The following is a 25,761-nucleotide window of genomic DNA, read 5'->3' as shown; positions in this document are numbered from 1 at the left end:
GCATTGCTGCTTCCGGCTTTTAGAATTCGCTGGTGGGGCGTGAGTGACTCGAACACTCGACCTACGGATTAAGAGTCCGCTGCTCTACCAACTGAGCTAACGCCCCAACGAAGAAAAAGATTGTATCATCGTTTTTGCGTTTGTCAAACCCCCTCCCTGCGAAATCTTTCCTGTGCGAGCAGGGCCACGTATGGCATGTCCGAATTGCCCCGGTTCCTGCAGCGATGCGAAGGCGCAGGGGCTTTTTCATGCACCGGATCCATGCATTCATGCCATGGGAACTCGCCTTGTGCATCGGTAGTCATGCTTGGAGGCGAGCGAGGCGTAGGCCTTTGCGGACGAGTCGGGCCGACCCATGTTAGGATGAATCTTCACTTGCAATGGAGGGCTGTACCGATGGATATCAAATTCCAAGAGCAAGATCGCTACGATATCAATAATGAAGGCTTGCTATTCCACGCTGTTGTCAACGGCGAACAAGTCACCTGCGTGGTGACGCGCGAAGCGCTGTGGGAAGGCTTCAGTGCCGACCAGGTCTTGTCGCTGGAAGAGGCTTTCCGCGCCGGACGCGAGACAATCGAGCGTGCCGCCGTGGTGCTGATCGAGCAGGGCGCAGCCCAGCCGGTGGTGGTCAAGCGCGCCCATGTGGCGCCGCTCTGAAACGGGTCTCAGGCCGGGTCGGTCATCGGTCCGATCCCGTGCTAACGTTTCATGTTGTTGCGGCTTCTCGCCGCCTGGCGCCGGTTCCACGCCGGCGTTTCTCTTTTCCGTTCCCGCGGTCATGCCTTGCCGGGTTCAGGTCACGTTCCAGATCTAGTCGTACTCTTTCTTACGCCGTGCCATGGAGTGCTCCGCCCGGGCGACTTGCGCATTCCTCGAAGATTCGCGCCTGGCATTGCGCGCATCCGGCGGGATCCAGGCGGGCAATGATGGTGTGCAGCGCCTGCCGCTTGGTGGAGAAGATATGCCCCTCGCCCAGCTTTAGCGCAAAGCCGGTCTGATCCCATGTCTGCAGGACCTGCGTGCGCGGACGGTGGAAATACAGGTCGCCGCCGGTGGCACGCCGTTCGGCCAGCTCGCTTTCCCACATTTCGGCGCCGGCCAGGTCGATGAAGTTCATGCTCTTGGTCATGGCAAGCAGGTGGATCTGTCCAGGATGGGCGCTGCGTGCTTCGTGCAGGCGGTCGGTGACGTACTGGACGGCGCCGAAGTAGATTGCGCCTTCCATGCGCAGCAGCTTGAGTTGAGGACATTCCGGCTGCGGGCGGTGCAACTCGTCCAGCGGCGTAAAGCGGCGGTCGGGATCGTCCGCGTCGGGCACCAGGCTGCGCACAGCCGGCCGCGACGTGCGATAGAGATAGGCAACCAGCGACAAGATGGTGCCGAGCAGAACCGCCATTTCCAGGCGAATGGCCAGCGTGGCGGCAAAGGTGCTGACGGCGATGGCGAATTCGGTCTGGCTCAGGCTGGCGATGCGGCGCAGCCGGGCGAAATCGAACAGGCCCCAGGCCACCAGCATCAGCATCGCGGCGATTGCCGCGAGCGGAATCCGGGCCAGCAGTGGTGCGCTTGCGGTGACCAGCACGACCAGCAGCACGGCCGAGAAAATGCTGGCCAGCGGCGTCTGCGCACCCGCTTCATAGTTGGGCATCGAGCGGTTCAGCGAGCCGCAGGAGATATAGGCGGAGAAGAAGCCACCCGCGATATTGGACAAGCCCTGGCCAATGAACTCGCGGTTGGCGTCGATGTGCTGGCCTGAGCGCAGGGCAACCGCCTTGGCGATCGAAATCGACTGGCCGAGCGCCACGATGGTGAGCGCGGCGGCGATGCCCAGCAGGTCGGGGATGGCCTGCCAGGAGATGTCGGGCACGTGCAAGGGCGGAACGGCCGACGGTATCGGGCCAACCACGTTGACGTGGCGCGCGCCTTCGCTCCAGCCCGGCGCATTGAGCAGCAGGGCGATGCCGTAGCCTGCCAGCAGGCCGATCAGCATGAAGGGCAGCCGGCGCGAGACGCGCTTGACGGCGAGCGTGACCGCCAGTGTGACCGCGGCCACGGTGAACGCGCTCCAGTTGATGGTGTCGGCGTTGTCGAGCAGGAAGCGCACTACGCCGAAGGCGCTCGTGCCCGTGGGCACGGCCAGCCCGAACAGGTCCTTGAGCGCATAGAGCCCGATCAGCGTCGCCGCGCCGCAGGTGAAGCCAAGCAGCACCGAGGGCGAGATAAAGTTGGCGAGCGAACCGAGGCGCAGGGTGCCCACGGCAAGCTGCAGCAAGCCGACCATGACGGTGACGGCGAGCGCGAGATTGATGTACTCCGGACTGCCGGCAAACGCCACCGGACTCAGCATGGCGAACAGCGCCAGCGAGTTGGCATTGGTCGGCCCGGACATCACGTGCCAGCTCGACCCGAACAAGGCCGCCACGATGCAGGGGATGACGGCCGCATAGATGCCGTACTGTGGAGGCAGGCCGGCGAGTGTGGCGAAGGCGACCCCCTGCGGCAGCACCAGCACGGCGCCAAGCAGGCCCGCGATCAGGTCGGCGCGCAAGGAGGCCGGGCTTATGCGGTGCCGCCATGCTGGCAGCAGGCGCCCAAGCACGCCGCCTGTTCCGCCTTGCGCTGCAGGCACGGTCATGCGCGCGGGTCTCGCTCGGTGAAGGTTTCCAGCAGTTCGTCGAGCGCGCCATAGACCTTGCCGAGCCGCTCGGCGCCGATCATCTGCTCGAGCTCCTCATAGCGCCGGTCGATCAGCGGCTCCATCTCGGCGATCACGGCGCGGCACTTGTCGGTCAGCGAGATCAGCTGGCGGCGCTGGTCCGTGGTGGAGCGGGAGCGAAGGATCAGGCCCGCTTCCTCCATGCTCGACAGCATGCGGGTCAGGCTCGGGCTCAGGATGAGGCAGGCGTCGGCGACCTGGTTCGGCTCCATCTCGCCCTGCTCGTTGAGGGTGCGCACCACGCGCCATTGCTGCTCGGTCATGCCGTGCTGGCGCAGGATGGGCCTAAAGCCCGCCATCAGCGTTTCGCGAGCTTGCAGCAGCAGGTGGGGAAGGTTGCGGTGGCGGAAGGTGGCCGGTTTCATGCCGGCAAGTGTAGCTGTGCGGCGGCCCGGAAGCGAGACGGTGGCTTCCCGGATATCCCGAACGCGGACTTGCGCATACCGCTTTAACCCAGGGCGAGCGTCGCAACCACCGGCGTGTGGTCCGACGGCTGCTCCCAGGTGCGCGGCACGCGATCGATCACGCAGGCGCTGCACACATCGCGCAAGGCCGGCGACAGCAGGATGTGGTCGATGCGCAGGCCGGCATTGCGGCGGAAGGCGAACATGCGGTAGTCCCACCAGGAGAAGCTCTTCTCGGGCTGCTCGAACATGCGGAAGGCATCGGTCAGGCCGAGCGCCTCCAGCGCCCTGAAGGCGTCGCGCTCCGGGGGGGATACCAGGTTCTGGCCTTCCCACTTCTTGGGATCGTGCACGTCGCGGTCTTCGGGTGCGATATTGAAGTCGCCCAGCAGCGCGAGCTTCGGGTACTTCGCCATCTCCTCTTGCAGCCACACCGTCATCGCCTGCAGCCAGCCCAGCTTGTAGGTGAACTTGTCGGAGTCCGGCGCCTGGCCGTTGGGGAAATACGCGCACACCAGGCGCACGTCGCCGTAGGTGGCCGCCACCACGCGCTGCTGGGCGTCCTCGTAGCCGGGGATATTGCGCACCACGTCGCTGGGCGCCGCCATGCTAGCGTTGCGCGCCAGGATCGCCACGCCGTTGTAGGTCTTCTGGCCGGTGAACACGCTGTGGAAGCCCGCGCTCTCCAGTTCGGCCAGCGGGTACTTGTCGTCCGGCATCTTCAGCTCCTGCAGGCACAGGGCGTCGATCGGCGCGTCGGCTTTTTCCTGCTCGATCAGCCAGTCCAGCACTTGCGGTAGCCGGACCTTGAGCGAGTTGACGTTCCAGGTGGCGATTCTCATCTTTGTTTGTCCTGTTGATCTAAAGATCTAAAACGCATTTTACAGGGCGGGAACCCTTTGGCGCCGCCCGCAAGCACGAACTGCGGCGTGGCGCGCGAGCAAGCCGTTGCCGCGCACGGAAGCCAGATCGGCGATGTGGTTCTCGATGAGAAGCTGTCCCAACAGCAGGCTGGCGAGCGCAACCCCGACGCAAAAACATTCCCGGCTGGACGCAAGCCGGCGCGGCCTCAAGGCTTGAAGGAGCCCTCGATGGCATAGCGCGAGCCCGGATGCACCAGGCGCGCCAGCGTAATCGGCGAGCCCTGGCTTTCGGTGCGCCGGACCACGATCAGGCAAGGCTCGGCCGGCTTGATGCCCAGCAACTCGGCCTCCTGCTCGGTGGGCAGTTGCGCCTCGATCGAGTACTGGGCCTCCCATAGCGGTGCCACGGTCAGCAGGTAATTGGTGGGCGTGGTCTTGGTGAAGTCCACGTCCAGGTAGTCGGGCGCGCGGGCGGGGTTGACGTAGCGGTCCTCGCACAGCAGCGGCACGCCGTTCTCGCTATGGACGATCAGGGTGTGGAAGACCGGGCTGCCGACGGGCAGTCCCATGCGCTGAGCCAGGGCCTCGTTGACCACCTCGGCGCGCGCCATATGCACGTCCGAGCGATGGCGGTGGCCGCGTTCGGTGATCTCGTCGTGCAAGTCGCGGATGGTCAGGGTCGACGACGCGCGGTAGGGCTGGGTGGCGAACGTGCCCACGCCCTGTACACGCTCCACCAGTCCTTCTGCCTGCAGTTCGCGCACCGCCCGGTTGGCCGTCATGCGGCTGACGCGGAACTGCGTGACCAGCTCGGACTCCGACGGCATCAGCGTGCCCGGCGGCCAGCGCCCGGCGCTGAGTCCTTCCTTGAGGTAATTCTTGATATGCGCGTAGGCAGCGGCGGGTGGCAGGTAGGTCATGGCACGCATATTACTTGACCGGGCTTGTCTAGCCAATTTCCATTTTCGAAGGTTCCAAGGGAGTAGGGCGCCAGGACATGGCCCGTGTCAGGGTAGTCCCGACTCGTTGATTTGTTGTCCTTTCTTGTATATACAAGAATAAGCAACAAGAAAGTGACTCCCGGGTGAAATTAGAAGGGCGCTGCGCTGAAGGCGCTATCGGAGGTGGCATGGCAAAGGTGAAAATTTTTCAGGGGTGGTATGTGGTCGGCGCGACACACATGCTGCTGGCTCTGATCTTCGGTGCCGCGTATTCGTTCGGGGCCTTTTTTGCGAGTATCCAGGAGGGCTTCCAGGTGGGGAGCTCATCCGCGGCTTCCGTGTTTTCGTTCACCGCGCTGATTTACTATGCGGTGGGCGTTTTCTCCGGCGCCCTGGCCGATCGGATCTCGACGCGCCGGGTTATTGCCCTGGGGATCGTGCTGCTGGCGCTAGGCTTTGCCATTGCCAGTATTGCCACGGATTCACTGGCGTGGTTCCTGGTTGCCTTCTGCACGCTGGTGGGGCTGGGCGTCGGCCTGGTCTATGTACCGGCGGTGACGGCGGTCCAGCGCTGGTTCGTAAGGCATCGCAGCAAAGCTTCGGGCCTGGCGCTGGCTGGCACCGGGCTTGGTACGTTTGCCGGACCGGTGGCGGCCGGGTTGCTGATGGAGCAGATGTCCTGGCAGGCAACGATGCGGTGCTTCGCACTGGTCATCGCGGTGGTCGGGCTGGCGATGGCAATGGTAATGAAGGGGCGGCCGGAGGAGGCCGGCCTGCATCCCGATGGCGCTGCTTCCCTGCCAGGCGCCGTCCAGGCCAGCCCGCAGGCGGGGCATAGCCTGGCGCAGGCGGCGCGCGGCGGACGGTTCTGGTGGTACTTCGCTGCTATCCTGCTAGGCTCGGTCGGCCTGTTCGCCGCACTGGTTCATATCCACCCCTATGCGCGGCAGCATGGCATCTCTTCCGCTGGCGGGAACCTGCTGATCGGGCTGGTGGGCGTCGGCAATATCCTGGGCCGCCTGTCGCTGGGCGGGCTCGGCGACAGGCTCGGCCCAGGGCGGCTGCTGATGTGCCTGACCCTGGCGCTGGCCGTACTCAACGGCGTGTGGCTCGGTGCCGTTAGCTTTCCCGCGCTGGCGCTGTTCGCCATTCTGTTCGGCGCGGCAAACGGCGGCTGCATCTCCCTGTATCCCGCGCTCGCCGCGACCTGGTTCGGCACGGCCAACCTCGGGTCCATCCTCGGGGCGCTGTATATCGCGGTCGGGGTTGCCGCGATGGCCGGCGGTAGCTTCGCGGGCTGGCTCTTCGATACCTGCGGCAATTATTCGGCCGCGATTGCAGCGAGCGGATGCTGCGCGTTGGCTTCGGTAGCGTGTATTGCCCGTGCCGGCCGCCATGAAAAAAGCGGCTCGATATGAGCCGCTTTCTTCGTTACGCTTCCTTGCTTTCCCCTACCCTGCCTTATGCCACCGCCATGCCGCCGTGCCGCAGCAAGGCGTCGATCTGCGGAGCGCGGCCGCGGAATGCGGTGAAGGATTCCATGGCCGGGCGGCTGCCGCCCACGGACAGGATCTCGCGGCGGTAGCGCGCGCCGGTCTCGGCGTCCAGCACGGTGCCGGAGAGCTTTGCGGCCTCCTCGAACGCGGCGTACACGTCTGCGGACAGCACTTCAGCCCACTTGTAGCTGTAGTAGCCCGCCGCGTAGCCGCCGGCGAAGATATGGCTGAAGGTATTCGGCCAGCGCGAAAGCGGGTGCTGCGGCACCACGTGGGCGCGATCGTTGATTTCCCTGGACAGCGCGAGCACGGACTTCTCGCCCGCCGGTTCGAAGTCGGTGTGCAGGTGCATGTCGAACGACGAGAACACGATCTGGCGCAGCGTCATCATGCCGTTCTGGAAATTCTTGGCAGCCAGCATGCGCTCGAACAGGTCGCGCGGCAGCGGCTCACCGCTGTCGACCTGCGCGGTCATGTCCGCCAGCACCTCGTATTCCCAGCAGAAGTTCTCCATGAACTGCGAGGGCAGCTCCACCGCATCCCATTCCACGCCGTTGATGCCGGACACGCCCAGCTCGCCCACCTGGGTGAGCATATGGTGCAGGCCGTGGCCGAACTCATGGAACAGCGTGATCACTTCGTCGTGGGTGAACAGCGCTGGCTTGCCGCCCACGGGGGCCGTGAAGTTGCAGGTCAGATAGGCCACAGGGGTCTGCACGCGGCCAGCATCGAGCTGCTTTCGGCCACGGGCATCGTCCATCCACGCGCCGCCGCGCTTGCCTTCGCGGGCGTACAGGTCGATGTAGAACTGCGCCAGCAGTTCGCCTTCAGGCGATACCACGCGGAAGAAGCGCACATCGTCGTGCCAGGTCTGGGCCTGGTCGGGCTCGATGCGCACGGAGAACAGCTTCTCCACCACGCCGAACAAGCCCTTGAGCACCTGGGGTTCCGGGAAATATTGCTTCACTTCCTGCTCGGAGAACGCGTAGCGCTGTTCGCGCAGCTTTTCCGAGGCGTAGGCCACGTCCCACGGCGCCAGTTCGGTCAGCCCGAGTTCGGCGGCGGCGAAGGCCTTGAGTTCGGTCCAGTCCTTCTCGGCGTACGGGCGTGCCTTGGCAGCCAGTTCGTCCAGGAAGTGCAGCACTTCCGCCGGCGATTCCGCCATCTTGGGCACCAGCGAAACCTCGCCGAAGGAGGCGTAGCCGAGCAGTTGGGCTTCCTCGCGGCGCAGCGCCAGTTGCTCGCGCATATTGGCCGTGTTGTCCCATTCGGCCTTGCCCTGGCCGTATTGCTGAGCCAGCTCGGAGGCGCGGGTGACGCTGGCCTCGTACATGGTCTGGCGCAGCGAGCGGTCGTCCGCGTATTGCAGCACCGGGAAATAGGACGGGAAGTGCAGGGTGAATTTCCAGCCCGGCTTGCCGTCCTTCTCGGCGGCGGCGCGGGCGGCCTCGAGCGCGTCCTCAGGCACGCCGCTGAGCCGGCTTTCGTCCTCGATCAGCAGCGCGTAGGCGTTGGTGGCGTCGAGCACGTGATCGGAGAAAGCCTTGGACAGCTGGGCCTGCTGTTCCTGGATCGCGGCGAAGCGGGGCTTCTTGTCTTCGGGCAGTTCGGCGCCGCCCAGGCGGAAACCGCGCAATTCGTTTTCCATCAACTGGCGGCGGGCCGCGCTCATGGTGGCGAATTCCGGGCTGGCGGCGAGCGCCTTGTACTTGTCGTAAAGCGCCAGGCTCTGGCCGAGCGAGGACCAGAATTCGGTCATGCGCGGCAGGTTGTCGGCGTGCGCCTGGCGCAACGGCGGCGTATCCGCCACGGCGCTCAGGTGGCCGACCACGCCCCAGGCGCGTCCGAGCGGCTCGGTGGCGGCTTCCAGCGCTTCCACGGCGTTGGCCCAGGTGGCAGGGGTGGCGGGATCCTCGGCGCGGTCGACCGCGGCCTGCGCGGTAGCCAGCAGCACGTCGAGCGCCGGCCCGATGTGTTCGGGGCGTATCTCGGCGAAACGCGGCAGGTCGGTGAAATCCAGCAGCGGATTGGCACCGGTTGTGGCGTTGGCTTCATTGGCCTGGTTGGCGGCTTGGTCCATGGCGTCTCTCTTGGCGGGGCCAGTAAGGGCAATACCCCGCACATTGGGGCGGGGCGGCAGGATTTCCAGTGCCATGCCGTGCGGGCGCACCGCACGGCGGGCGGTCTTCAGCCGGCCGCGCGCTCGGCGGCTTCCAGCGTATTGATAAGCAGCATCGTAATAGTCATCGGGCCTACGCCGCCCGGTACCGGCGTGATATAGCCGGCCACTTCCTTGACGCCGTTGAAGTCGACATCGCCGCACAGCTTGCCGTTGTCGTCGCGGTTCATGCCCACGTCGATCACGGCCGCCCCCGGCTTGACCATATCGGCGGTGATGATGTTGCGCCTGCCCACGGCGGCCACGATCACATCGGCATCCCGGGTATGCGCGGCCAGGTCGCGCGTCTTGCTATTGCAGATGGTGACGGTGGCGCCGGCCTGCAGCAACAGCATCGCCATCGGCTTGCCGACGATATTGGACGCGCCAACCACCACCGCACGGGCGCCGCGCAGCGGGAATTGCACCGATTCCAGCATCTTCATGCAGCCATAAGGCGTGCATGGGCGGAACAGCGGGGCGCCGGTCATCAGGGCGCCGGCATTGGCCACGTGGAAGCCGTCCACGTCTTTTTCCGGGGCGATCGCTTCCAGCACTTTGTGGCTGTCGATATGCTTGGGCAGCGGCAACTGCACCAGGATGCCGTGGATATGCGGGTCACGGTTCAGGGTGTCGATGCGGTCCAGCAGGTCGGCCTCGGACAGGTCGGCCGGATAGCGGTCGAGGGAAGAGTGGAAGCCATTGTCGTCGCACGCTTTCACCTTGTTGCGCACATAAACCTGGCTGGCCGGGTCTTCGCCCACCAGGACCACGGCCAGGCCGGGCCGGTGGCCGCGTTCGGTGAGGCTGGCGGCGCGTCGGGCGGCTTCGGTACGGAGTTGCTTGGCAAGGGCGTTGCCGTCGATCAATTGGGCGGGCATGGGATGGGCGCGGGAGGGCGGGAGGTGGTCAAAGCGGAATTATAAAGGTTGACGCAACCCGGGGCGAAGTAGCTTGGGGCGCTGGTAGCATGTCCGCATGCCTGCCCTGACCCCTCTCGTTACGCCTGGCACGCCAGCCGAACATGCCGTGCTGCTGACATTCAGCCTGGCCGGACTGGCCTGGGCGCTGAGCCGGCGCCCCTGGCAACTGCTGCGCCGCGACGCCTTGCAGAATGGCTGGCTGGGCGCGCTGGTATTGCTGGCGCTGTTGTGGACGTTAAGGGCGACGCTGCCGGGCGGCATGGTGATCCAGTTGTTTGGCGCCACCCTGATGGTGACGCTGTTCGGGCTGCCGCTGGCCCTGCTGTCGCTGTTCGTGATCGACCTGGTGTCTTTGCTCGGCCTCGGGTACCTGGCCGGGCACGGCTGGGCTCAGCTGGATTGGGCCGCGCTCTGGCCGCGCTATGTCTGGATGGGGTTGTTGCCGGCCTTGCTGTCGGCTGCGCTGCAGGGCGCCATGCGCCGGCTGTTGCCGCGCCATCCCTTTGTCTTCATCCTTGGCCACGGCTACTTTGCCGCCGGCCTGGCCGCGCTGGGCGCCGGCGCGGCGAGGGCGATCTGGCGTAGCTACAGCGTGGGCGATGGCGTGCTGTCGCTGCCCGATACGCTGACCGCGGTGCTGATCCTGGCGTTTGGCGAGGCGTTTCTCACGGGCATGCTGGTGGCGGTGTTCGTGGTCTACAAACCGCAATGGGTTGTGACCTTCCGCGACGAGGAATATCTCAGGCGTTGAGCAGGCAGCCCGTCCGCCGGCCAGCGGGGCCGGACTGCCATTCTTCTTTCTGGCGCGGGCTCAGCTGCTCTTGGACAGGGCCAGGCGCAGCAGGTCGGCCACGGTGTTGACGTTGAGCTTTTCCATGATGTTGGCGCGATGCGCTTCCACGGTCTTGATGGAAATGCCCAGGTCGTCGGCGATCTGCTTGTTCAGCCGGCCTGCCACGATGCGCTCCAGCACCTGCTGTTCACGCGTGGTGAGCTTGCCCAGCAGGTCCTTGGCGGCGCGCTGCTCGCGGGCGGCGGAGTGGTCGGTGCGGGCCTTTTGCAGCATGCGCTCCACCAGCGAGCGCAGTTCGGACTCGTCGAACGGCTTCTCGATAAAGTCGATCGCGCCCTTTTTCATGGTGGAGACCGCCATCGGCACGTCGCCGTGGCCGGTGATGAAGACGATCGGAATATTGATGTTCTCCGCGATCATGCGTTCCTGCAGCTCGGGCCCGCTCATGCCCGGCATCCGCACGTCGAGGATCAGGCAGGAAACCTGGCCTGCGTCGTAGGCGGAGAGGAACTGTTCGGCGCTGGTAAAGCTGCGAACCTGGTAGCCATTGCCCTCCAGCAGCCAGGTCAGCGAGTCGCGCATGGCTTCATCGTCGTCGACGATGAAGACGGTCTCGCCGCGGTGGGAGGTGGGGTTTGGCGTTACGGTCATGAAGTCTCCTGGGACAACAAAGTCATTTGCCGCCAAGTGTAACCGGGCCGGGCGGCAAGCAACAGGGGCCGCCCTGGGGCGCGTGGCAGGGAACCTGGCGGCACGGCCAGCGATTTACTGGTCGATATGCGCCGGCAGCAGGGGCAGCATGATCTTGAATGTGCAGCCGATGCCGTCGGCATTATTCTCCACCCACAGCCGTCCCTGGTGCGACTCGATGATGGAGCGGCAGATATTCAGCCCCATCCCCATGCCGTCGGACTTGGTGCTGAAGAACGGCTCGAACAGCCGTTCCTTGGTGGCCTCGTCCACGCCGGGGCCCTGGTCGATCACGTCGATGCGCATGACCTGACCAAACTCGCCCGGCTCCACGCGCGCGTGCAGGCGGACCACGCCGGTGGCGCGCATGGCCGGCAGGCCGGCCATGGCCTCGACGGCGTTCTTGAGCAGGTTGACCAGCACTTGCTCGATCAGTACCGGATCGACGAACAGCAGCAAAGGCGGGGCCGGTAGCCGGGTCAGGATGGTGACGCGGCGGCGGGTGGCTTCCAGGTCGGCCAGGCCGACCGCGTCAGCCACGATGTCATGCAGGGCGGCTTCGCGCCGCTGCGGCTGGCTGCGCTTCACAAAGCCCCGGATGCGGCTGATGATGGTGCCTGCGCGCACCGCCTGCGCCGAAGTCTTCTCCAGGATCGGGATCAGGTCTTCGGCGGTGCTGCGCCCGGAGCGCAGCCGGGCCACCGCGCCCATGCAATAGTTGTTGATCGCCGCCAGCGGCTGGTTCAGCTCGTGCGCCAGCGACGAAGCCATCTCGCCCATGGTGGTGAGGCGGCTGGTGAACTGGAGCCGCTCCTCATGCTGGCGCGCCATTTCCTCGGCGGCCTTGCGCACGGTGATGTCGGTGGCGATCTGCATCTGCGCCAGGTGGCCGTCCACCCACTGGATATAGCGGCGGCGCACTTCGAACCATTTCTGCATGTCGGGCACGAACACTTCACGCGCGTCCGAGGAGTAGGGCATCAACTCCGAGGCCGGCAGGCCGGCGTAGGCGTCGACGAAGTCGGTTGCATCGCTGGAGACCTGCTCCTTGTCGATCTCGCCGCCGGCCAGCTTGAGGTGGCCCTCGGCTTCCCAGCCGAACAACTGCCGGTAGTAGCGATTGGCGAACAGCAGTTCGGGCTTGTCGGTGGCCAGCACGGACACCGCGGCATCCAGGCTTTCCAGCACCGTGGTGAAGCGGTCGTGCGCCGCGGCCAGCTCTTCGCGGGCGCGCTTGGGCTCGGTGATATCCGTCATCGAGCTCATCCAGCCGGTATGCCTGCCACGGCCGTCCACCAGCGGCGACACATACATGCGGGCGTAGAAGCTGCTGCCGTCACGCCGCATCACGCGCATTTCGTAGCCGCCGGCAGGCGATTTGCCCTGCAGCGTCAGGTCGATCTGCTTCTGCATTTCCTGCTGGTCGTTGGGCGGCCAGTAGGGGAAGGGCGGCACACGGCCGACCAGGTCGGCGTCCTGCCAGCCGGTCATGCGGCAGAAGGCGGGATTGACGTAGGTGATGCGGCCGTTCAGGTCGAGCGCGCGCAGCCCGATCAGCATGGAGTTTTCCATCGCGCGCCGGAACGAGGTCTCGGCCAGCAGGGCGCGCTGTGCCTCGGAGCGGCGGCTGGTATGCCGCCACATGCTCCACAGGCTCCACAGGAGGAAGCACGACAGCCCGACCACCAGCCACAGCAACATGTTGTTGGGCAGGTTGGAGGCGGGCGGGTAGGCGTCCGCGCGCAATGACAGCGAATGGCCAGGCGGGTCGAGCAGCACCTCGTACGACAGCGCATTGCCGGGTACTGGCCGCAGCGAGGTGCTGGCGCGGATCTGGTTGTTCTTGTCGATCAGCGAGAAGCGGTAGCGCTCGGTCAGCTCCGGTGGCAGGAGGTGGGTCAGGATGCCATTGACGGAGTACAGCGCGCCCAGCGTGCCGAGGAACTCGTTGTCGCGCACGATCGGCACTTCCATCAGCATGAAGCTGTCGCCGCGGTCGTTGACCAGCGGGCGCGAGTACACCACGCGCTGGGTTTCGCGCGCGGCGTCGAAAGTATCGAGGACTTCGGGTTCCAGCGGCTGGTCCTGGGTTTCGCGCAGGCGGCCGGCGAATTCCGAGGTGGACGGCAAGGACCAGCGCCCGCGCCGGGTTGCGTCGAGCCAGTTGACGAACACGATCTCGGGGTTCTCGCGCAGGATTTCCTGCGCGGCTGTCCGATAGGCGCCCTGGTCGAGCTGGGCGGCGGCAATGTCCCGCGCCAGCGAGGCAAGCTGGTCCTGGTTGCTCAGCAGCGACAGGCGCACGCGTTGCTGGGCCCAGGCCGCGTCGCGATAAAGCGCGTCGCGTTGTTGCTGGCGCTCGGTTTCATGCAGCGACCACAGGATCACCCCCATCGCCACGGTGAACAGCACGATCGCCACCAGCGGGATGAACATGAACCAGCTGGTTGCCACCAGGTTGCGCCAGCGCAGCCACCACAAGCCGCGCGGCGGCCCGTTGACGGCCGCGGGCTCGTCCGCATGGCCGAGCGTATCGAGGTGCGTCAGCGGGCTGGGCGGCGCGGCTAGCGCAGGGTCGCCGCCGCTCGCCTTGGCGGTGCCGGAAGCGGAGGGAGGGACGATGGCGGCGCGGAGGTGGGAAAAGAAATCTTTGAGGGACGGCATGGCGGGATTGACGACTGACCGACCAGTGTAACGGGATTGCAGGCGCGCGTCGCTTGGGGTAAGCGCCAATGCGGCAGTGCGGCATTCCTGCCGAGGGCGCGGCGGGCGACAGGTGTTTTCCGGCGAGGGCTGGCGCGATGTTGTGGTGCGTTGCGGCAATATCCCACATTATGAGAAACCATATCGTAATTTGAAAATTAGGCTTGTCTTGCCCAATGTGCTTCCATAGAATCGGTCCGACCGAAAAGTGCGGACGGTAGTGCTGTGTCCGGTCCTGCCAGCTGAATCTGGCAAGCCCGGGCGAAGCGCTAGCGATGGGGATGCGAAACATTCGTGGCCCGCGCGCCGTACCGTAGTCACACCGTCAGGCCGGGGCTCTCACGACATGAATCAGGGGAGCGCCGAGGCAGGAATTCACCAGGAGACAGTCATGTCAGCTGTACCAGAGCAGATCCTCGGCGCCAGCAGCGCCAACGACGCCGATCCCCAGGAAACCCACGAGTGGCTCGATGCGCTTCAGGGCGTGATCGCCGCCGAAGGCACCGACAGGGCCGCCTTCCTGATCGAGAAGCAGATCGAATACGCACGCGTGAACGGCGTCAATCAGCCGTTCCACGCTGAAACGCAGTACATCAACACCATCCCGGTGGAGCAGCAGGCCCGCATTCCCGGCGACCAGGACATCGAGCACCGCATCCGCTCGTACACGCGCTGGAACGCCATGGCGATGGTGCTGCGCGCCAACAAGCACACCAACGTTGGCGGCCATATCTCCTCGTTCGCTTCCGCGGCCACGCTGTACGACGTTGGCTACAACCACTTCTGGCACGCCCCGTCCGAGAAACACGGCGGCGATCTGGTGTTCGTGCAGGGCCATTCGGCCCCCGGCGTGTATTCGCGCGCATTCCTGCTCGGCCGCCTGAGCACCGAGCAACTCGACAGCTTCCGCCAGGAAGTCGACGGCAAGGGCATCTCGTCCTACCCGCACCCGTGGCTGATGCCTGACTTCTGGCAATTCCCGACAGTGTCGATGGGCCTGGGCCCGATCATGGCCATCTACCAGGCCCGTTTCATGAAGTACCTGCACAGCCGCGGCCTGGTACAGACCGAAGGCCGCAAGGTATGGGCATTCCTCGGCGACGGCGAGACCGACGAGCCGGAATCGCTCGGCGCCATCGGCATGGCCGGCCGCGAGAAGCTCGACAACCTTGTGTTCGTGATCAACTGCAACCTGCAGCGCCTGGACGGTCCGGTGCGCGGCAATGGCAAGATCATCCAGGAACTGGAATCCGAGTTCCGCGGCGCCGGCTGGAACGTGATCAAGGTAGTGTGGGGCAGCCGCTGGGACCAGTTGCTGGCACGCGACAAGAAGGGCCTGCTGATGAAGCGCATGATGGATTGCGTGGACGGCGAGTACCAGACCTTCAAGGCCAAGGATGGCGCCTATGTGCGCGAGCATTTCTTCAACACGCCCGAACTCAAGGCGATGGTGGCCGACTGGTCCGACGAGGACATCTGGCGCCTGAACCGCGGCGGCCACGATCCGCACAAGATCTTCGCCGCCTATAGCGCCGCCAACGAGCACAAGGGCCAGCCTACGCTGATCCTGGCCAAGACCATCAAGGGCTATGGCATGGGCGACGCCGGCCAGGCCATGAATATCAGCCACCAGCAGAAGAAGATGCCGGTGGACGCGATCCGCCGCTTCCGCGACCAGTTCAATATTCCTGTCGCCGACGACAAGATCGAGGAAGTGCCGTACGTCACCTTCGAGGAAGGCTCGAAGGAACTGGAATACATGCGCAACCGCCGCATGGAGCTGGGCGGCTACCTGCCGGCCCGCCGCCAGAAGGCCGAAGCCCTGAAGGTGCCCGAGCTGTCCGCGTTCGACGCGCTGCTCAAAGCCACCAGCGAAGGCCGCGAAGTGTCCACCACCATGGCCTTCGTGCGGATCCTGAACACCCTGCTCAAGGACAAGCAGGTCGGCAAGCACGTGGTGCCCATCGTGCCCGACGAGTCGCGCACCTTCGGCATGGAAGGCCTGTTCCGCCAGATCGGCATCTGGAACCAGCAAGGCCAGAAGTACGTGCCGGAAGACCATGACCAGCTGATGTTCTACAAGGAATCGCAGACTGGCCAGGTGCTGCAGGAAGGCATCAACGAAGCCGGCGCCATGTGCGACTGGATTGCCGCCGCCACGTCGTACTCGACGCACGGCATCCAGATGATCCCGTTCTACATCTACTACTCGATGTTCGGCATCCAGCGTATCGGCGACCTGTGCTGGGCGGCTGCCGACATGCGCTCGCGCGGCTTCCTGCTGGGCGGCACCTCGGGCCGCACCACGCTGAACGGCGAAGGCCTGCAGCACGAAGACGGCCACTCGCACGTGTTCCACGCCGCGATCCCGAACTGCATCTCGTATGACCCGACCTTCCAGTACGAGCTGGCGGTGGTCATGCAGGATGGCCTGCGCCGCATGTATGCCGAGCAGGAAGACGTGTACTACTACCTGACGGTGATGAACGAGAACTACGAGCATCCGGAAATGCCGGCTGGCGTAGAGGGCGACATCGTCAAGGGCATGTACCAGTTCAGGAAGGGCGTCGAAAACAGCAACGCGCCGCGCGTGCAACTGCTGGGTTCGGGCACGATCTTCCGCGAGGTGATTGCCGCCGCCGACCTGCTCAAGAAGGACTGGGGCGTCGAATCCGACCTGTGGGGCTGCCCGAGCTTTACCGAACTGGCCCGCGAAGGCCACGACGTGGAGCGCTGGAACCTGCTGCACCCGACCGAGACGCAACGCGAATCGCACGTGACCAGGAGCCTCAAGTCCGTGCGCGGTCCGGTGATCGCCTCGACCGACTACGTGCGCGCCTTCGCCGACCAGATCCGTCCTTTCGTGCCGCGCCGCTTCGTGGTGCTCGGCACCGACGGTTTCGGCCGCTCGGATACCCGCGAAAAGCTGCGTCATTTCTTTGAGGTCGATCGTCACTGGGTGACGTTGGCTGCACTGAAGGCGCTGGCCGACGAGGGTGCGATCGGTCGCGACAAGGTGGCGGAAGCCATCAAGAAGTACAACCTCGACCCCAACAAGCCGAACCCGATGTCGGTCTAAGCGGACCGGCTGCACGAACCCCCCGCAGAAACGGTAGCGCCGCGCCGCGGGTGCCGGGCAAATGCCCGGCGCCTTGCGGCGCGGCGGCGTGACAGATGCAGGCAGTGAGGGTAACCTCACACGCTCGTATTTGTCGCGTGCGCCGGCCTGCCCAGGAGACACTGAATGAGTCAAGCGATTGAAATCAAGGTGCCGGATATCGGCGATTACGACGCCGTTCCCGTCATTGAAGTGCACGTGAAACCGGGCGACACCATCAACGCGGAAGATGCGCTGGTGACGCTGGAATCGGACAAGGCCACGATGGACGTGCCCTCGCCCCAGGGCGGCGTGGTCAAGGAAGTCCGGATCAAGGTCGGCGACAACGTCGCCGAAGGCACCGTGCTGGTGATGCTGGAGCCCGCCGGCGCCGCCGCGGCCGCGCCGGCCCCTGCAGCACCGGCGCCCGCGCCTGCACCCGCTGCGGCGCCCGCCGCGGCTCCGGCAGCGGCTCCGGCAGCGGCCGCGGCAAGCGCCCCCGCGCCGGCCGCTGCTGCAGGCCCGGTCGAAGTCAAGGTGCCGGACATCGGCGACTACGACTCGGTCCCSGTGATCGAARTCCACGTCAAGCCGGGCGACACCATCAGCGCGGAAGACGCGCTGGTGACGCTGGAATCCGACAAGGCCACCATGGACGTGCCGTCGCCCAGCGCCGGTGTGGTCAAGGAAGTCCGGATCAAGGTCGGTGACAATGTCGCCGAAGGCACGCTGATCCTGATCCTGGAAGGCGCTGCCGCCGCGCCGGCCAGCGCGCCTGCCGCCGCCCCGGCTCCCGCAGCTGCCGCCGCGGCACCGGCTCCCGCCGCCAGCGTGCCGGCGCCGGCCCCCGTGGCCGCGCCCGCCGCCGCGCCGGTCGCCGGCGTGACCGGCGCCGCCGCCCACGCCAGCCCCTCGGTGCGCAAGTTCGCGCGCGAGCTTGGCGTGGACGTTTCGCGCGTGCCGGGCACCGGACCCAAGGGCCGCATCACCCAGGACGACGTGCAGGGTTACGTCAAGGGCGTGATGACCGGGCTGACCGCGGCTCCGGCACAAGCCGCTGCCGCGCCGGCCGGTGGCGGTGGCGAGCTGAACCTGCTGCCGTGGCCGAAGGTGGATTTCACCCGCTTCGGCGACGTGGAAAGCAAGCCGCTGTCGCGCATCAAGAAGCTCTCCGGTGCGAACCTGCATCGAAACTGGGTGATGATTCCGCACGTCACCAATCACGACGAAGCCGATATCACCGACCTCGAAGCCTTCCGCGTGCAGCTCAACAAGGAATACGAGAAGCAGGGCGTCAAGGTCACCATGCTGGCCTTCATGATCAAGGCTGCCGTGGCGGCGCTGAAGAAATTCCCCAATTTCAACGCCTCGCTCGACGGCGACAGCCTGGTGCTGAAGAAGTACTTCAACATCGGTTTTGCCGCTGACACGCCGAATGGCCTGGTGGTGCCGGTCATCAAGAACGCCGACAAGAAGGGCGTGATCGAGATCGGCCAGGAAATGAACGAGCTGGCCAAGCTGGCACGCGACGGCAAGTTGAAACCGGACCAGATGCAAGGCGGCTGCTTCTCGATCTCCTCGCTGGGCGGGATCGGCGGCACGTATTTCACGCCGATCATCAACGCGCCTGAAGTGGCCATCATGGGCGTTTGCAAGTCGTACCAGAAGCCGGTGTGGGATGGTAAGCAATTCGTGCCGCGCCTGACGCTGCCGCTGTCGCTGTCGTGGGATCACCGCGTCATCGACGGTGCGGAGGCGGCCCGCTTCAATACCTACTTCGGGCAACTGCTGGCCGATTTCCGCCGCATCCTGCTGTAAGGCGGGCAGGGTGCGCCTGGCCCTCGCGGCCGTGCGCGCCCTCTGCCAGACGTCTGCAACCTGCCGTCCGAAAACAGGAAGGAAGCGAGTCCATGACTACCTGCGTTGTCGTCAAGAAGGCCGGTGAGGTGGCAATTGCCGCCGACGCACTGGTGACGTTTGGCGACACCCGGCTCACGCGTGCCTACGAGCGCAACCAGAAGGTGTTTCCCGTGGGGGACAGCTTTGTGGCGCTCGCGGGCACCACCGCCCATTTTCCGGTCATGCGCAGCCTGCTGGCCGGGCTGGGCGAGGATTGCCGCCTGGGCTCGCGCGACGACGTCTTCCGGACTTTTCTCAAGGTGCATGAAAAACTCAAGAACGAGTATTTCATCAACACCAAGGAAGATGAGGACGATCCCTACGAGTCCTCGCAGATCGTGTGCCTCATCGCCAATCCGGCGGGCATATTCGGTGTCTATTCGTACCGCGAAGTCTTTTCGTTCGACCGTTTCTGGGGCATTGGCTCGGGGCGCAACTACGCGCTGGGCGCCATGCACGCGGTCTACGACCAGCCGGGCCTGAACGCCGGGGAGATTGCGCGGATCGGCGTGGATGCAGGCGTGGAGTTCGACAAGAGTTCGGCAGGTCCGGTCGAAGTGCAGGTGGTACGGCTCGGTGACACGGCCGGCGACGGCGCAATCAATAACGATGGCGCGGCCCGTATCTGAAGCGGGGCGCGCTCTTGAGGAGCAAAACATGAGTGTGATCGAAGTCCAGGTGCCGGATATCGGCGATTTCGACGCGGTGGAAGTGATCGAAGTGCTGGTCAAGGCTGGGGATACGGTCGAGCAGGAGCAGTCGCTGATCGTACTCGAGTCGGACAAGGCCAGCATGGACGTGCCTTCGTCCGCGGCCGGCAAGGTGGTCGAAGTGCGTGTCAAGGTTGGCGACAAGGTCGCCAAGGGCGCGGTGATCTGCACGCTGGAAAGCGAAGCCGCCGCCAAGCCGGCAGCCGCGCCGGCACCGGCCCCTGCGGCCGCTCCCGCGCCGGTCGCTGCTCCGGCTGCCGCACCCGTGGCGGCCTCGCATTCGGGCAGCGCGGACATCACTTGCGACATGCTGGTGCTCGGCGCCGGCCCCGGTGGCTATTCGGCTGCCTTCCGCAGCGCCGACCTCGGCATGAATACCGTGCTGGTCGAGCGCTACGGCACGCTCGGCGGCGTCTGCCTGAACGTCGGTTGCATCCCGTCCAAGGCACTGCTGCACAACGCCGCCGTGATCGACGAAGCCAAGGCGCTGGCGGCGCACGGCATCCTGTTCGGCGAAGCCAAGATCGACCTCGACGGCCTGCGCCACTACAAGGAAACCGTCGTCGGCAAGCTGACCGGCGGCCTGTCCGGCATGGCCAAGGCACGCAAGGTGCAGGTCGTGCGCGGCATTGGCACTTTCCTGGATCCGCATCACCTCGAGGTGCAGGAAACCGAAGGCGACGCCAAGCAGACCACCGGCAAGAAGACCGTGATTCGCTTTGAGAAGGCCGTCATCGCGGCCGGCAGCCAGGCGGTCAAGTTGCCGTTCATCCCCGAAGATCCGCGCATCGTCGACTCCACCGGCGCGCTTGAGCTGCCCGAGGTGCCGAACAAGATGCTGGTGATCGGCGGCGGCATCATCGGGCTGGAAATGGCCACGGTGTACAGCACGCTGGGCGCCAATATCGATGTTGTCGAAATGCTCGATGGGCTGATGCAGGGTGCCGACCGCGACCTGGTCAAGGTCTGGGACAAGATGAACAAGACGCGCTTCGACAAGGTCATGCTCAAGACCAGGACGGTCGGCGTGGAAGCGAAGCCGGACGGTATCTACGTCAGGTTCGAAGGCGAGCAGGCCCCGGCCGAGCCGCAACGCTACGACCTGGTGCTGGTGTCTGTGGGCCGCGTGCCCAACGGCAAGCGCATCGGCGCCGAGAAGGCGGGCGTGGCGGTGACGGACCGCGGCTTTATCGACGTCGACAAGCAGATGCGCACCAATGTGCCGCACATCTTCGCCATCGGCGACATCGTCGGCCAGCCCATGCTGGCTCACAAGGCGGTGCATGAGGCGCACGTCGCGGCCGAGGCAGCGCACGGCGAGAAGGCGTACTTCGACGTCAAGCAGATCCCGTCGGTGGCCTACACCGATCCGGAAGTGGCCTGGGCCGGCGTGACGGAAGACCAGTGCAAGGCGCAGGGCATCAAGTACAGCAAGAGCGTGTTCCCGTGGGCCGCTTCGGGCCGCGCCATTGCCAACGGCCGCGACGAGGGCTTTACCAAGCTGATCTTCGACGAGGAAACCCACCGCATCATCGGCGGCGGCATCGTCGGCATGCATGCCGGCGACCTGATCAGCGAAGTCTGCCTGGCCGTCGAGATGGGCGCCGATGCGGTGGATATCGGCAAGACGATCCACCCGCACCCGACGCTGGGCGAGTCCATCGGCATGGCTGCCGAGATCTACGAAGGCGTCTGCACCGACGTGCCGCCGCCGCGCAAGCGTTAAGCGGCCAGCATCAGCCACGCATCGAGGCCCGCCGCACGGCGGGCCTTTTTATTGTCCGATTCGCAATTAACCGCCAAGATTTTCCTGGCGCCCACTTGTGGCTTCGCCAGCCAAACCCCGCTTGCAGCAGAGGAGGACCGTGGCGGGCCGTGGGTCGGCAAAGCCGGCTTGACGCGAAAGATGGATGCCGCATCGCGCAGAGCCTGAAATCGGCACAGCCGGTCCGCGCCGCAGGCAAAAAAATCCCGGCACATAGCCGGGAATGAATCGATATTGGAATACAAGGAAACCAGATACCGAGGAGACATCGTCAGAGGGCAGGGCGGCTTGGTTGCCGTTCGTGCTGCCTTCGTTGGCAAAATGCGCTGGCCGTGCCAGGCGCGCTTTGCCAACGAACCGGCCGAAGCCGGTCCGTTGTCCTGCCTGCGCTAGTTAGGCGGCGGCGGGGGCGGCCTTCTTGGTCGCGGTGCGAGCCGTTGCGCTGGCTTGCTGGGCGGCCTTGGTGGCGGCGCTGGCGGCTGCCTGGAAGTTGCTTTCGGCGATTTCAACAGCTTGCTTGGTGGCCTTCTGGACCGACTCGTAAGCGTTGTTGGCGGCGCTGATCGCGGACTTCACGATGGCAACGGTCGACTCGGAGCCGGCCGGGGCGTTCTTGGCGAGGTTCTCGACCAGGGCTTGCACCTTCTTCGAGTTTTCGGCCAGTTGGGATTCGGCAACCTTGGTGAATTCCGACTGGGTTTCCGAGGCGATTTCGTACAGGTGGCGGCTATAGGCCAGGGCCTTTTCGGCAACCGGCTGGATCAGCGAGGACTGGATGGCCAGGAATTCCTGGGCGTCCTTCGCGGACAGGGCCTTCTTGGCGTTGTCCACGTTTTCAGCGAACGTGGCCTTGACCACTTGCAGGTTCAGTTCGACCAGCTTCTCAACGCCTTCGAAGGCTTTGGTGGTCAGGCCAAACAGGGTTTCGAGATTGGCTTTTTGCGCTGCGGCGACTTGTTCCGGGGTGAAGCTCATGCTGGTCTCCAATAATGAAGTTCAATGTCAGACAAAATTAGGCCGCCCAGATGTCAAAGCCATGACGACGTCACTGCTTTTCGTCAGCCAGCCCCAGGCGTTTGGGGGTTGCCGGCGCTTCCGCTTGCTCTGCAAAACCGATGGTGCGCCGCAACAATTCCAATTGTAGGGAAAAGAAAAACGGTGTCAAGAATTTCTTGTGCAATGCACAAATAAGTCCGGCCGAAGTCGCCGGAAGTCGACCTGATGCCACATATCGCGCCGCCAGAGTTGCGGATTTACGCCAGCTCGGGCGCGGGAAGGGCGGTCCTGGTCGCGTACCTTCGCGCCGGCTCAGTGCTACCATCGCGGTCTGCCCGAATCGGTGCTGCCCAAGCGTGTGCAACGCAGCGGCCGATGCGCCACGGCCCTGTTGCCGGGGCAGCGGCCTGCCGGCCGGATGTCCGCCCCCAGTTAATCCCCATGCTCGCCTTCTACGCCGACCACTTTGTCCTGCCCCTGCCCGAGGGCCATCGCTTCCCGATGCGCAAGTACAGCATGTTGAGGGCGACGGTTGAGCGGGAAGTGGCGGGCCTGACGCTGGCCGAGGCCCCACGTGCCGGAGACGATGCCTTGCTGCTGGCGCATACCCCAGAATATGTGGCCAGCGTCTCCCGGGGCGCACTGGACCCTGCGCGCCAGCGCGAGATCGGGTTTCCGTGGTCCGAGGCCATGGTCGAGCGATCGCGGCGCTCGGCCGGCGCCACCATCGAAGCATGCCGCACCGCGCTGCGCGAGGGCATTTCGGTGAACCTGGCGGGCGGGACGCATCATGCTTATGCGGACAAGGGCGGCGGTTTCTGCGTTTTCAACGATGCGGCGATCGCGGCACGCCAGCTGCGCCGCGACGGCCGGGTGGAGCGCGTGGCGGTGGTGGACCTCGATGTGCATCAGGGTAACGGCACCGCGGCCATCCTGCGCGACGACCCTTTCGTGTTCACGCTGTCCCTGCACGGCGAAAAGAACTATCCCTTTCGCAAGGAAGCCAGCGACCTCGACGTGGGCCTGCCCGATGGCTGCGACGACGAGGTTTACGCCGCGGCGTTGCAGGAGGCGCTCGAAGCCCTGTTCGCGCGTTTCTCTCCGGACCTGATCATCTACCTGGCAGGCGCCGATCCCCATGAGGGCGATCGGCTGGGCCGCCTGAAGCTCACGCTCGCCGGCCTGGCCAGGCGCGATCGTCTGGTGTTTGATGCAGCCCTGGCGCGGGGGCTGCCGATCGCCGTGGCGATGGCTGGCGGCTACGGCAACCAGATCGAGGACACCGTGGCGGTGCATGCGCAGACCATCGCGCTTGCCGCTCAATATCACGAACGTTATGCCCGGCGCATGAAATTGGACACGCTCACGGCTGCCAGCCCGATCGCGGTGACACGGCAATGAGCGCAACCAGCCAAGTCCGCGCAACGCGCGGCACCCTTTGGATGGCCGCCATGCCGTGGCTGTTCGTGGTGATCTGGAGTACCGGCTTTATCGTGGCCAAGTACGGCATGCCGCATGCCGAGCCGATGACCTTCCTGTTCCTGCGCTTTGTCGGCGTGCTGGTGCTGATGCTGCCCTTCGTGGTGGTGGCGCGCGTGCCCTTGCCGCAGAGCGCGGGCGCCGTCGACTGGCGCAGGGTGGGGCATATCGCCGTGGCGGGACTGTTCCTGCAGGCGGGCTATCTCGGCGGCGTTTGGGCAGCGGTCAAACTCGGCATGCCGGCGGGCGTTTCCGCCCTGATCGTCGGCATGCAGCCGATCCTGACCGCGCTGGCGGCTTCGCGCATGGGCGAGACCATCGGACGGCGCCAGTGGCTGGGGCTGGCGCTGGGCATCGTGGGCGTGGGTCTGGTGGTGGCCAACAAGCTGTCGGCCAGCGGGCTGTCCGCGCCGAGCCTGCTGCTTGCCGTGGGTGCCTTGTTCTCGATCACCTTCGGTACGCTGTACCAGAAGCGCTATTGCCCGATGTTCGACCTGCGCATGGGTTCCGTGATCCAGTTCGCGGCGGCGGCGCTGGCCTGCCTGCCCTTCATGTTTCTTGCCGAGACCCGCCACGTCGAGTGGAACGCCGAGATGTTCGGCGCGCTGGCCTGGTCGGTGGTGGCGCTGTCAATCGGCGCGATTTCGCTGCTGTTCCTGTTGATCCGGGAGGGCGCGGCGACCAAGGTGTCCAGCCTGATGTATCTCACGCCGCCGACCACCGCCGTCATGGCGTGGCTGCTGTTCGGCGAGAGTTTTCCGCCGCTGGCGGCACTTGGCATGGCCCTTGCCGCAGGCGGCGTGGCCCTTGTGATTCGCCGCTGATCTTCCTCTTGCGTGCTTCCGATGAAACCGACTGCCGATACCCGTAGTGCCTACCGTCATTTCCAGCCGATCACCACGCGCTGGATGGACAACGACGTCTATGGCCACGTCAACAACGTCATCTACTACAGTTATTTCGATACCGTTGTGAACACCTACCTGATCCGGCAGGGCGTGCTCGATATCGAGGCTGGCGACACCATCGGGCTGGTGATCGAAACGCAATGCAACTACTTCGCCGCGCTTAGCTTTCCCGACACCGTGGTGGCCGGGCTGCGCGTGGCGCGGCTGGGCAACTCGAGCGTGCGCTACGAAGTGGGCCTGTTCCGCAATGACGACGACGTCGCTGCGGCGCAAGGTCATTTCGTCCATGTCTATGTCGATCGCGCCACGCGGCGGCCGGTACCGCTGCCGCCTGCGCTGCGCAACGCCTTGCAGGCGCTGGTGTGCGAATCCGCGGACGCCGGCGCCTGATCGGGGCAGGGTACAGACGCATGAAGGAGTTGACAGTCATGGATTCGCAGCGCAAGCGGGACACCGGCCTGGTAGACCAGGCCATCATCACACGCCGCTCGGTGCGTGCTTTTCTTGATACGCCGGTGCCGCACGATGTGGTCAACGAGATCCTGGCGGTGGCCAGCCGGGCGCCTTCCGGCACCAACGCCCAGCCGTGGCGGGTCTATGTGCTGAGCGGTGATGCCAAGCTGAAATTGTCCGCCGACGTGTTGACCGCCTACGACGATCCGCAGCGCGACAGCAAGTACCGGGAAGAGTATCCCTACTATCCGCGCGAGTGGGTGGCGCCATATATCGACCGCCGGCGCAAGGTGGGCTGGGACCTGTACAGCCTGCTGCAGATCAGCCGCGAGGACAAGGCGCGCATGCATGCGCAGCACTCCCGCAATTTCACCTTCTTCGGTGCGCCGGTGGGCATGATCTTCACCATCGACCGCATCCTGGAGCAGGGTAGCTGGCTGGATTACGGCATGTTTCTGCAGAGCATCATGGTGGCAGCCCGGGCGCGTGGGCTGGATACCTGCCCGCAGGCGGCTTTCACCCAGTTCCACGCGGTCATTGCCAATCACTTGCGCCTGCCGGAGGACGAGATGGTGGTCTGTGGCATGGCCCTGGGGTATGCCGATCCCGCGGCCATAGAGAATACCCTTAGTACGGAGCGTGAACCTGTAAGCGGGTTCGCACGTTTCTTGTCATAAGTCTCGTTGGCCGCGAGCTATATTTTATGCATGAGCCGGCTGTCGTCCGGTTGGCTCGGAGGGCTCCGATGAGCGGGCAGGAAGGGC

The 25,761-nt window shown here is 65.2% G+C and carries 22 protein-coding genes and 1 tRNA gene; 11 read left to right on the top strand and 12 right to left on the bottom strand.

The window, feature by feature from the left end:
• Positions 1-30: 30 nt before the first annotated feature.
• Positions 31-106: transfer RNA gene (locus AC1DT6_RS26240), tRNA-Lys, on the bottom strand.
• A gap of 290 nt (positions 107-396) precedes the next feature.
• Between AC1DT6_RS26240 and AC1DT6_RS26235 the strand changes: the two genes are divergently transcribed.
• Positions 397-660, top strand: coding sequence for a DUF1488 family protein (locus AC1DT6_RS26235; RefSeq protein ID WP_045240075.1), 264 nt, complete (start codon positions 397-399; stop codon positions 658-660).
• Between the two features lie 169 nt (positions 661-829).
• Here the strand turns inward: AC1DT6_RS26235 and AC1DT6_RS26230 are convergent, their stop codons facing one another.
• From AC1DT6_RS26230 to hutC, 4 genes are all read right to left on the bottom strand, one after another.
• Positions 830-2,638: a SulP family inorganic anion transporter gene (locus AC1DT6_RS26230; protein ID WP_441636063.1), complete on the bottom strand. Its 1,809-nt coding sequence runs from the start codon at positions 2,636-2,638 to the stop codon at positions 830-832.
• Complete coding sequence (gene hpaR, locus AC1DT6_RS26225) at positions 2,635-3,084, bottom strand: homoprotocatechuate degradation operon regulator HpaR (RefSeq protein WP_441636061.1); 450 nt, start codon at positions 3,082-3,084, stop codon at positions 2,635-2,637. The genes AC1DT6_RS26230 and hpaR overlap by 4 nt, the downstream gene beginning before the upstream one ends.
• Positions 3,085-3,167: 83 nt before the next feature.
• Positions 3,168-3,965 carry an exodeoxyribonuclease III gene (gene xth, locus AC1DT6_RS26220; RefSeq protein WP_441636059.1) on the bottom strand — a complete coding sequence of 266 codons (798 nt, stop codon included), beginning with the start codon at positions 3,963-3,965 and terminating at the stop codon, positions 3,168-3,170.
• A gap of 227 nt (positions 3,966-4,192) precedes the next feature.
• On the bottom strand, positions 4,193-4,906 hold the full coding sequence (gene hutC / locus AC1DT6_RS26215; RefSeq protein ID WP_082095066.1) for a histidine utilization repressor: 714 nt from the start codon (positions 4,904-4,906) through the stop codon (positions 4,193-4,195).
• Between the two features lie 209 nt (positions 4,907-5,115).
• Here hutC and AC1DT6_RS26210 point away from each other — a divergent pair, with 209 nt between their 5' ends.
• A complete protein-coding gene (locus AC1DT6_RS26210; RefSeq protein ID WP_441636057.1) occupies positions 5,116-6,345 on the top strand; it encodes an MFS transporter in 1,230 nt (409 codons plus the stop codon).
• A 43-nt stretch (positions 6,346-6,388) separates the two neighbouring features.
• On the opposite strand, the gene AC1DT6_RS26205 is transcribed toward AC1DT6_RS26210, so the two are convergent.
• Both AC1DT6_RS26205 and folD read right to left on the bottom strand, forming a co-directional pair.
• The gene (locus AC1DT6_RS26205) at positions 6,389-8,503 is read right to left on the bottom strand and encodes a M3 family metallopeptidase (protein WP_477115004.1); all 2,115 of its coding nucleotides are present in this window, start codon (positions 8,501-8,503) and stop codon (positions 6,389-6,391) included.
• Positions 8,504-8,610: 107 nt separating this feature from the next.
• Positions 8,611-9,462, bottom strand: coding sequence for a bifunctional methylenetetrahydrofolate dehydrogenase/methenyltetrahydrofolate cyclohydrolase FolD (gene folD / locus AC1DT6_RS26200; RefSeq protein ID WP_428178366.1), 852 nt, complete (start codon positions 9,460-9,462; stop codon positions 8,611-8,613).
• Positions 9,463-9,559: 97 nt separating this feature from the next.
• Between folD and AC1DT6_RS26195 the strand changes: the two genes are divergently transcribed.
• Entirely contained in the window at positions 9,560-10,255 is a 696-nt protein-coding gene (locus AC1DT6_RS26195) for a hypothetical protein (RefSeq protein ID WP_441636051.1), read from the top strand.
• Between the two features lie 60 nt (positions 10,256-10,315).
• Here the strand turns inward: AC1DT6_RS26195 and AC1DT6_RS26190 are convergent, their stop codons facing one another.
• A complete protein-coding gene (locus AC1DT6_RS26190) occupies positions 10,316-10,948 on the bottom strand; it encodes a response regulator transcription factor (RefSeq protein WP_045240083.1) in 633 nt (210 codons plus the stop codon).
• A 114-nt stretch (positions 10,949-11,062) separates the two neighbouring features.
• Positions 11,063-13,651, bottom strand: coding sequence for a PAS domain S-box protein (locus tag AC1DT6_RS26185; protein WP_477103722.1), 2,589 nt, complete (start codon positions 13,649-13,651; stop codon positions 11,063-11,065).
• 430 nt (positions 13,652-14,081) lie between these two features.
• On the opposite strand from AC1DT6_RS26185, the gene aceE reads away from it, so the two are divergent.
• The 4 genes from aceE (at position 14,082) to lpdA (ending at position 21,122) form a co-directional block, all read left to right on the top strand.
• A complete protein-coding gene (aceE, locus tag AC1DT6_RS26180) occupies positions 14,082-16,769 on the top strand; it encodes a pyruvate dehydrogenase (acetyl-transferring), homodimeric type (RefSeq protein WP_441636047.1) in 2,688 nt (895 codons plus the stop codon).
• Positions 16,770-16,934: 165 nt separating this feature from the next.
• Complete coding sequence (gene aceF, locus AC1DT6_RS26175; RefSeq protein WP_477115003.1) at positions 16,935-18,605, top strand: dihydrolipoyllysine-residue acetyltransferase; 1,671 nt, start codon at positions 16,935-16,937, stop codon at positions 18,603-18,605.
• Between the two features lie 92 nt (positions 18,606-18,697).
• Positions 18,698-19,315: an Ntn hydrolase family protein gene (locus tag AC1DT6_RS26170; protein WP_035860037.1), complete on the top strand. Its 618-nt coding sequence runs from the start codon at positions 18,698-18,700 to the stop codon at positions 19,313-19,315.
• Positions 19,316-19,343: 28 nt separating this feature from the next.
• Positions 19,344-21,122, top strand: coding sequence for a dihydrolipoyl dehydrogenase (lpdA, locus tag AC1DT6_RS26165; RefSeq protein ID WP_441636277.1), 1,779 nt, complete (start codon positions 19,344-19,346; stop codon positions 21,120-21,122).
• Here lpdA and AC1DT6_RS26160 read toward each other — a convergent pair.
• The 3 genes from AC1DT6_RS26160 to AC1DT6_RS26150 form a co-directional block, all read right to left on the bottom strand.
• A complete protein-coding gene (locus tag AC1DT6_RS26160) occupies positions 21,119-21,406 on the bottom strand; it encodes a hypothetical protein (RefSeq protein ID WP_441636279.1) in 288 nt (95 codons plus the stop codon). The two genes, lpdA and AC1DT6_RS26160, sit on opposite strands and share 4 nt — an antisense overlap.
• Before the next feature lie 148 nt (positions 21,407-21,554).
• On the bottom strand, positions 21,555-22,136 hold the full coding sequence (gene phaP1, locus AC1DT6_RS26155) for a TIGR01841 family phasin PhaP1 (RefSeq protein WP_035860043.1): 582 nt from the start codon (positions 22,134-22,136) through the stop codon (positions 21,555-21,557).
• A 70-nt stretch (positions 22,137-22,206) separates the two neighbouring features.
• Positions 22,207-22,482 carry a hypothetical protein gene (locus AC1DT6_RS26150; protein ID WP_477103937.1) on the bottom strand — a complete coding sequence of 92 codons (276 nt, stop codon included), beginning with the start codon at positions 22,480-22,482 and terminating at the stop codon, positions 22,207-22,209.
• Between the two features lie 116 nt (positions 22,483-22,598).
• On the opposite strand from AC1DT6_RS26150, the gene AC1DT6_RS26145 reads away from it, so the two are divergent.
• From AC1DT6_RS26145 to AC1DT6_RS26130, 4 genes are read left to right on the top strand one after another with little or no spacing between them, the layout of a single operon-like run.
• Positions 22,599-23,558 (top strand): histone deacetylase family protein, encoded by a 960-nt coding sequence (locus AC1DT6_RS26145; protein ID WP_441636283.1) that lies wholly within the window; start codon positions 22,599-22,601, stop codon positions 23,556-23,558.
• On the top strand, positions 23,555-24,460 hold the full coding sequence (locus AC1DT6_RS26140; protein ID WP_441636285.1) for a DMT family transporter: 906 nt from the start codon (positions 23,555-23,557) through the stop codon (positions 24,458-24,460). Before AC1DT6_RS26145 ends, AC1DT6_RS26140 begins: the two co-directional genes overlap by 4 nt.
• Positions 24,461-24,481: 21 nt before the next feature.
• The gene (locus AC1DT6_RS26135) at positions 24,482-24,934 is read left to right on the top strand and encodes an acyl-CoA thioesterase (protein ID WP_035860049.1); all 453 of its coding nucleotides are present in this window, start codon (positions 24,482-24,484) and stop codon (positions 24,932-24,934) included.
• Positions 24,935-24,972: 38 nt separating this feature from the next.
• On the top strand, positions 24,973-25,674 hold the full coding sequence (locus AC1DT6_RS26130; RefSeq protein ID WP_441636289.1) for a nitroreductase: 702 nt from the start codon (positions 24,973-24,975) through the stop codon (positions 25,672-25,674).
• Positions 25,675-25,761 lie beyond the last annotated feature (87 nt).

The organism is Cupriavidus sp. 01L45 (assembly GCF_056399885.1).
Note: the sequence above shows the minus strand (reverse complement) of the source record. Positions and strands in the feature narration are given on the sequence as shown.

Coding starts and splice junctions, on each gene's coding strand:
- AC1DT6_RS26135 (WP_035860049.1), top strand. CDS start 24,482: ATGAAACCGACTGCCGATACCCGTAGTGCCTACCGTCATTTCCAGCCG.
- AC1DT6_RS26190 (WP_045240083.1), bottom strand. CDS start 10,948: ATGACCGTAACGCCAAACCCCACCTCCCACCGCGGCGAGACCGTCTTC.
- AC1DT6_RS26185 (WP_477103722.1), bottom strand. CDS start 13,651: ATGCCGTCCCTCAAAGATTTCTTTTCCCACCTCCGCGCCGCCATCGTC.
- xth (WP_441636059.1), bottom strand. CDS start 3,965: ATGAGAATCGCCACCTGGAACGTCAACTCGCTCAAGGTCCGGCTACCG.
- AC1DT6_RS26195 (WP_441636051.1), top strand. CDS start 9,560: ATGCCTGCCCTGACCCCTCTCGTTACGCCTGGCACGCCAGCCGAACAT.
- AC1DT6_RS26230 (WP_441636063.1), bottom strand. CDS start 2,638: ATGACCGTGCCTGCAGCGCAAGGCGGAACAGGCGGCGTGCTTGGGCGC.
- AC1DT6_RS26205 (WP_477115004.1), bottom strand. CDS start 8,503: ATGGACCAAGCCGCCAACCAGGCCAATGAAGCCAACGCCACAACCGGT.
- AC1DT6_RS26140 (WP_441636285.1), top strand. CDS start 23,555: ATGAGCGCAACCAGCCAAGTCCGCGCAACGCGCGGCACCCTTTGGATG.
- lpdA (WP_441636277.1), top strand. CDS start 19,344: ATGAGTGTGATCGAAGTCCAGGTGCCGGATATCGGCGATTTCGACGCG.
- hutC (WP_082095066.1), bottom strand. CDS start 4,906: ATGACCTACCTGCCACCCGCCGCTGCCTACGCGCATATCAAGAATTAC.
- AC1DT6_RS26130 (WP_441636289.1), top strand. CDS start 24,973: ATGGATTCGCAGCGCAAGCGGGACACCGGCCTGGTAGACCAGGCCATC.
- phaP1 (WP_035860043.1), bottom strand. CDS start 22,136: ATGAGCTTCACCCCGGAACAAGTCGCCGCAGCGCAAAAAGCCAATCTC.
- hpaR (WP_441636061.1), bottom strand. CDS start 3,084: ATGAAACCGGCCACCTTCCGCCACCGCAACCTTCCCCACCTGCTGCTG.
- AC1DT6_RS26150 (WP_477103937.1), bottom strand. CDS start 22,482: ATGGTAGCACTGAGCCGGCGCGAAGGTACGCGACCAGGACCGCCCTTC.
- folD (WP_428178366.1), bottom strand. CDS start 9,462: ATGCCCGCCCAATTGATCGACGGCAACGCCCTTGCCAAGCAACTCCGT.
- AC1DT6_RS26210 (WP_441636057.1), top strand. CDS start 5,116: ATGGCAAAGGTGAAAATTTTTCAGGGGTGGTATGTGGTCGGCGCGACA.
- AC1DT6_RS26145 (WP_441636283.1), top strand. CDS start 22,599: ATGCTCGCCTTCTACGCCGACCACTTTGTCCTGCCCCTGCCCGAGGGC.
- AC1DT6_RS26170 (WP_035860037.1), top strand. CDS start 18,698: ATGACTACCTGCGTTGTCGTCAAGAAGGCCGGTGAGGTGGCAATTGCC.
- aceE (WP_441636047.1), top strand. CDS start 14,082: ATGTCAGCTGTACCAGAGCAGATCCTCGGCGCCAGCAGCGCCAACGAC.
- AC1DT6_RS26235 (WP_045240075.1), top strand. CDS start 397: ATGGATATCAAATTCCAAGAGCAAGATCGCTACGATATCAATAATGAA.